Consider the following 3,303-nt stretch of genomic DNA (forward strand, 5'->3'; position numbering starts at 1 on the left):
TATATAAACCTTAGAGATATAGACAATCTCTAAGGTTTTATTTTGGGAGGGGAGTACGAATAGTTCATTTTTTATACGGAGAATATGAGTGACCCCTGTAAGCCCTATATTATGTTTTTACAATTATAAAGTACGTACACACATTTAAAATGTATGCCCTATTTACCCTTTATTTTGTTAAGCAAATAACCATAATTACATCAGATACCACCATTTCTATTCTTCGAAGCCCAACCTTCGCTTTCCCCCTATCTTTTATATTTATTCGCAACTTTTACGTACATAGAACGACTAGTACAAGAGGACTACTCCACCTCGATTAACTCCTGAATGTCGATGTCTATCACTTTGCATACCGTTTCTAATGTCGATAAATAAACCCTGTCTACGTTGTCTGAACAAAGATGGCTGATTGTATTTGGTCGCAGACCTGTCATTCGTGCCAATTCACGTTGTGAAAGGTCACGTTCTTTCAAGATTTCTTTTTTTTGATAACCATTCGAATCATATGTTGTTTGTACAAGTCGCCGATCTGTTGATATCGTATCTCCTTTTGTACGTGTTGATCCTCATTCTTTTTCCAACGGACAAAACTTCTTTTAATTCTTCGACTAATTGGATAACTCATTTGGCGTCGGTTCTTTTCCAATGCTGCGTACTTTTTTAAAATCTAAATCGACTGTTTCAAATACCGAATCTCTGCCTGCAGTTTAGCAGTCTAGCTGAGCAAGAACGAATTAATAAGTAAGTATAGGGTGATAAATTTGTCAACAAAAGAAGCAATGAAAATATATTTTCAAATGCGGAAAGAGTTAGCATCTGAAGGTTTAGTCGTCTGGACATTTGTAATAATCATCTACGAGATGATTAATGACTCTTTTTTTGGTGAAAAAAACCATTTAATAGAGTATTTTAGGTTCTGATATATTACCTATACATGTTTGCTTTTATACATATTGTGAATGACAGTAAGTTTTATTTCCCTAAAATTACTAGTTGTAAAATAGAACTATTGTTCGTATACTAGTCAAAAGAAGGAGGGAACATATGTGCGTATAAATATTTTAAAATCCATGCAACTCAATCAAATAATTGAAATGATCTACATGAAAAATAATGGTGAAATCAGTAAGCGAAAAGTAAAGGTGTTGTGTGTGGAGGGTAATACATTAAAAGCGCATTGTTTTTTACGAAATAATAAAAGGACTTTTAAAATTGAAAATGTACTCGCATGTGTTCCCATCATCCATAAGGAGCGTGGGGTGGTATGAATCACGGTTTTTATGAGGATGAGCCAATATTTGATTTGTCACGTTTACAAGACAGAGGAAGTAAGAAATGGGTAGCAATGATGCTTCCAGAACACGTAGCTTTATTAAGACAATATAGTGAAGAAATTAAAAGAGAACCTAAACCAGAATTAGACGAATGGGATTATGATGCCATTCAACATACTTTGGATGCAGCCATTAAAAGTAAAGCTGATACAAAAATTAAAAGATGGAAAAATGGAGAATTTATATACAACAGAGGTACGGTAGAAAGTGTGAATTTGCAGAAGCGAGAAATCGAATTGAAAGATCCTTTTTATTTGTTATCATTAAAGCTTGATGAAATAGTAGACGTAACTATAATGGATTAATGAAGAGGGCAAAAATAAAAATAAGTCCGATGCAATACTGACTTATTTATATTTTTGCCTAATGAAAATCATAGCACCTAAGGTAAGTTTATATCGAAGCTAAGTTTTTTAGTTCAAAACTTCAAGTAGATTTGGGCGAATCAATGTGAATCTTATATTTACTAGTCCGGCACCCCTGTAAAAAATTTCAGAATTTCATTCTAATCTTAAGAGCCAATAAGATTAACAGTAAGTGCAGCACTTGAATATTGTGGGATTCCATCGATCGCTTGATCTGGAACTACTGTTATGATATCTCCTGCAATTAAATCGACTTGAATGGTTTTCCCAATAGATATTGTTCCACCTGGTTGTGAGGCAAAACTTGAACCTGGAATCGTTAATGAATTTCTTCTAATACCGTAGCGTACAAAACTTCCTCCCGTATTAAAATTCTCTAAAGATGCTGTTATTTCATAGACACCATCTGATAAGATTGTAATACTATTTGTTTCTGGATCGGGATCCGTATTCAGGATTGGTCCAACAAAATCAAACTCTATATTTACACCTTGTTGAGCAACTCTAGCTGTATTAAAACCATATAATGAACCAAACGTTGGGTTCACTCCCGGGTCAGGTGGTGCAGTCGGTGCAGTTAATAGAGCGACATCATCGACCAAAATATCACTCGTTCCTGCTTGAGGAAGACTATTTATCAAAATAAATGCCTGTGTAGCACCAGGGGGAGATTGAGTTGTCGTTTGATAGATTTCAAGCCATGTATCATTGTCTGCTGTAGGGATTCGGTCCACGGGTACATTAACGAAGATACCATTCCCGAGCGAATTATCCATACTATCCAAATAAATAACTTGTATCTGTACAGGAGCAGCAGGGGAAAATCCAACTTTGGCTAATGAAACAAGTAACTCAAATCCTTCGCCCTCATTAACGGAAACAGTTTGGGCAATAAAAGATACTACATTGCCACCTTGAAGTCTAGCTGAAAAAAAACCAGAATGTGAATATTGGTTAGTAATTGTTGCATTATCCGAAATCCAAGGGGACAGGGTTCCAGTCTCAAAATCTCCATTGATTACTAGATTTTGAATCGTCATGTAATCACCACCTTTCTATTAATATTAACTTTATTAATTAAAGTCTTTATATATTATGTTTTAATTTATAAACTAAGAGGGCAATTGTATTCACTGGAATACTTATCTCTGAAAAGTAAACTATTATTAATTAAAGGTCGTGATTGAAATGGATAGAACGGAAGAACTATTTAATAAGTTACTGGATGAACATCCTCCAGAGTTAGTACTAGGTGCCCTTGAAGAGATGTCACGAATGAACAGAGAAGAACTTATAGCTTTAGGTAAATTATGCGAAGTCATAAATAGAGCGGAAGCTGAAGAAGTAGAGAAAGCTAAAAAGCACCAACCAGATTAATGGAAGGTGGTTTAATTTATTTTATGGAAATTTGTATTGTACAAAGTCCAAAAAACACGTTTTTAATAAATTCGTCACATATCGGTCACATAAGAAGGATTTTCACTTGTTTTATAGGTATTAAATTGAATTGAAAAAAGCCCAAAACCACTGAGGTTAAAGGCTTTTGTTTAGATGGTCCCGACTGGTCTCGAACCAGCGACCCCCACCTTGTCGAATTTATC

General features: G+C 34.8%; 5 protein-coding genes. 3 read left to right on the plus strand and 2 right to left on the minus strand.

The annotated features are described in order from the left end of the window. Nucleotides 1–305: 305 nt before the first annotated feature. On the minus strand, nt 306–476 hold the full coding sequence (locus tag RUH95_RS21435; RefSeq protein WP_313894934.1) for a helix-turn-helix domain-containing protein: 171 nt from the start codon (nt 474–476) through the stop codon (nt 306–308). A gap of 573 nt (nt 477–1,049) precedes the next feature. On the opposite strand from RUH95_RS21435, the gene RUH95_RS21440 reads away from it, so the two are divergent. Then, a complete protein-coding gene (locus RUH95_RS21440; RefSeq protein WP_313894935.1) occupies nt 1,050–1,271 on the plus strand; it encodes a transcriptional regulator in 222 nt (73 codons plus the stop codon). Then, entirely contained in the window at nt 1,268–1,642 is a 375-nt protein-coding gene (locus RUH95_RS21445) for a YolD-like family protein (RefSeq protein WP_313894936.1), read from the plus strand. The genes RUH95_RS21440 and RUH95_RS21445 overlap by 4 nt, the downstream gene beginning before the upstream one ends. 206 nt (nt 1,643–1,848) lie before the next feature. Here RUH95_RS21445 and RUH95_RS21450 read toward each other — a convergent pair whose 3' ends face one another. Further along, nucleotides 1,849–2,742 (minus strand): NTTRR-F1 domain, encoded by an 894-nt coding sequence (locus tag RUH95_RS21450; RefSeq protein ID WP_313894937.1) that lies wholly within the window; start codon nt 2,740–2,742, stop codon nt 1,849–1,851. Between the two features lie 148 nt (nt 2,743–2,890). Between RUH95_RS21450 and RUH95_RS21455 the strand changes: the two genes are divergently transcribed. After that, nucleotides 2,891–3,079 (plus strand): hypothetical protein, encoded by a 189-nt coding sequence (locus RUH95_RS21455; RefSeq protein ID WP_313894938.1) that lies wholly within the window; start codon nt 2,891–2,893, stop codon nt 3,077–3,079. Nucleotides 3,080–3,303: the final 224 nt, after the last annotated feature.

Source organism: Psychrobacillus sp., from assembly GCF_032154225.1.
In the GTDB taxonomy this organism is placed as follows: Bacteria; Bacillota; Bacilli; order Bacillales_A; family Planococcaceae; genus Psychrobacillus.

Bases quoted from the DNA above. Each gene is read 5' to 3' on its own strand.
- RUH95_RS21445 (WP_313894936.1), top strand. From the start codon at position 1,268: ATGAATCACGGTTTTTATGAGGATGAGCCAATATTTGATTTGTCACGT.
- RUH95_RS21450 (WP_313894937.1), bottom strand. From the start codon at position 2,742: ATGACGATTCAAAATCTAGTAATCAATGGAGATTTTGAGACTGGAACC.
- RUH95_RS21455 (WP_313894938.1), top strand. From the start codon at position 2,891: ATGGATAGAACGGAAGAACTATTTAATAAGTTACTGGATGAACATCCT.